At 66.4% G+C, this 1,845-nt stretch carries 2 protein-coding genes and 1 pseudogene; all 3 read left to right on the top strand.

Annotation, left to right across the window (positions count from 1 at the left end):
• Positions 1 to 317: pseudogene (locus EN745_RS34340) on the top strand (proton-conducting membrane transporter); the annotation flags it as partial.
• 166 nt (positions 318 to 483) lie between these two features.
• A complete protein-coding gene (locus EN745_RS34335; protein ID WP_126058433.1) occupies positions 484 to 1,629 on the top strand; it encodes an aminodeoxychorismate synthase component I in 1,146 nt (381 codons plus the stop codon).
• The coding region (locus EN745_RS34330) for an aminotransferase class IV (RefSeq protein ID WP_348630989.1) at positions 1,578 to 1,845 on the top strand (268 nt) is incomplete at its 3' end. The genes EN745_RS34335 and EN745_RS34330, both read left to right, overlap by 52 nt.

The raw sequence follows: 1,845 nt of genomic DNA, 5'->3' as shown, positions 1-1,845 counted from the left end.
CAGCGGCGCCCAAGGCTGCAGCGAAGAAGGCCGCACCGGCTTCGACCAAGGCGGCGACGGGCAAGGCCGATAATCTGCGCCGCCTCATCGGCATCGGCCCGGTCAACGAAAAGCTGCTCAAGGGCCTTGGGGTTACAAGCTATGCCCAGATTGCCGCCTGGACAGCAGCCGACGTCAAGCGGATCGAGGACGTGCTGAACTTCGATGGTCGTATCGCGCGCGAGCAATGGATCGAGCAGGCGAAGTTGCTCGCCGCCGGCGATGAGAAGGAATTCGCCCGCCGCTTCCCGACCGCGGGAACCGCCAGCAACACCTGATCCCGCTTCGCCTTCGGGCATGTGACAGCGCCGGTGCCAGTCCTGGGCACCGCCGCCTTCCTTTGCTCCAGCCGCCTTTGCGTCCCAGGACGCCGCTCCCTCGATTGCGCGCCACCAAGACCCCATATAGAGCGATCGCTGGCGCCACCGACCGAACACCCGAGCAATGTCCCTGCCCTCCGCTATTTTCCGCAACGACGAGAGCGGCCGCCAGTTGGTCTTCGACCAACCGGCCGAGATCATCGTGGCGCGCGACGCGGACGATTTCCTGCCGGCGCTCGAAGCCGCGCAGGCGGCAGCCGACGCCGGCAAATGGCTGGCAGGATACCTCTCCTACGAGGCTGGCTACCTGCTCGAGCCAAAACTGGTGCCATTGCTTCCTGAGGGTCGGCGCGCGCCGCTGGTGTGCTTCGGCGTCTTCGATGCTCCCGTCGAGCAGGCGGTGCCACGCCGCGCCGGTCCGGCGACCAACGGCCCGATCTTCGACGCCCGGGCGGCCTGGTCGGCGCAGGACTATGCGAAGCGCTTTGCGCGGTTGCACGACCACATCCGCAGGGGTGACTGCTACCAGGGCAATCTGACCTTCCCCGTGCGCGCGCAGTGGTCCGGCGATCCGCTCGCCGCCTTCGACTCGCTCACCGAACGCCAGCCGGTGAAATACGGCGCGCTGATTTCGCTCGGCGATCCGGTGGTGCTCTCGCGATCGCCCGAGCTCTTCTTCGAAATCGACGCCGAAGGGATGATCGAGACGCATCCGATGAAGGGCACGGCGCCGCGCGGCGCGACCAGGGCCGAGGACGCGCGGCTGAAATCGTTCCTGCGCAAGGACGAGAAGAACCAGGCCGAGAACCGCATGATCGTCGACCTGCTGCGCAACGACATCTCGCTGATCAGCGAGGTTGGCACACTGGAGGTGCCGGAACTGTTCCGCATAGAGACCTATCCGACCGTGCACCAGATGGTGAGCCGCGTGCGGGCCCGGCTGTTGCCGGACGTCGGCATCCGCCGCATCCTCGCGGCGCTGTTCCCCTGCGGCTCGATCACCGGCGCGCCGAAAATCCGCGCCATGGAGATACTGCACGATCTCGAGGGCACACCGCGCGACGTCTATTGCGGCGCCATCGGCTGGATCGCACCCGGCGGCACAATGCGCTTTTCCGTGGCGATCCGCACCATTTCGCTCTTTTCAAGCGGCGAGGCCGTCTACAATGTCGGCGGCGGCGTCGTCTTCGATTCCACCGCCGAGGAGGAGTATCAGGAGTGTCTCTTGAAAGCCCGCTTCGCGACAGGGACCGTGCCGATTTCGAGCTGATCGAGACCATGCGTTGGGAGCCGGGCCCCGGCTTCCTGCGCTTCGATCGTCACCTTGCGCGGCTCTATGCTTCGGCGGCCGAGCTGGGCTTTGCCTGTGAACCGCAACGGGTCGGCGAAGTGCTGACGGACACGGTTGGCCGGCAAACGATCGCCTTGCGCACCCGTCTGGTCCTGGCGCGCAATGGCGAGGTGACGGCTGCCGCGCAGCGCTATG

This window comes from Mesorhizobium sp. M4A.F.Ca.ET.022.05.2.1 (genome assembly GCF_003998845.1).
Classification (GTDB): Bacteria; Pseudomonadota; Alphaproteobacteria; order Rhizobiales; family Rhizobiaceae; genus Mesorhizobium.
This window is presented reverse-complemented; position numbering and strand designations above follow the sequence as displayed.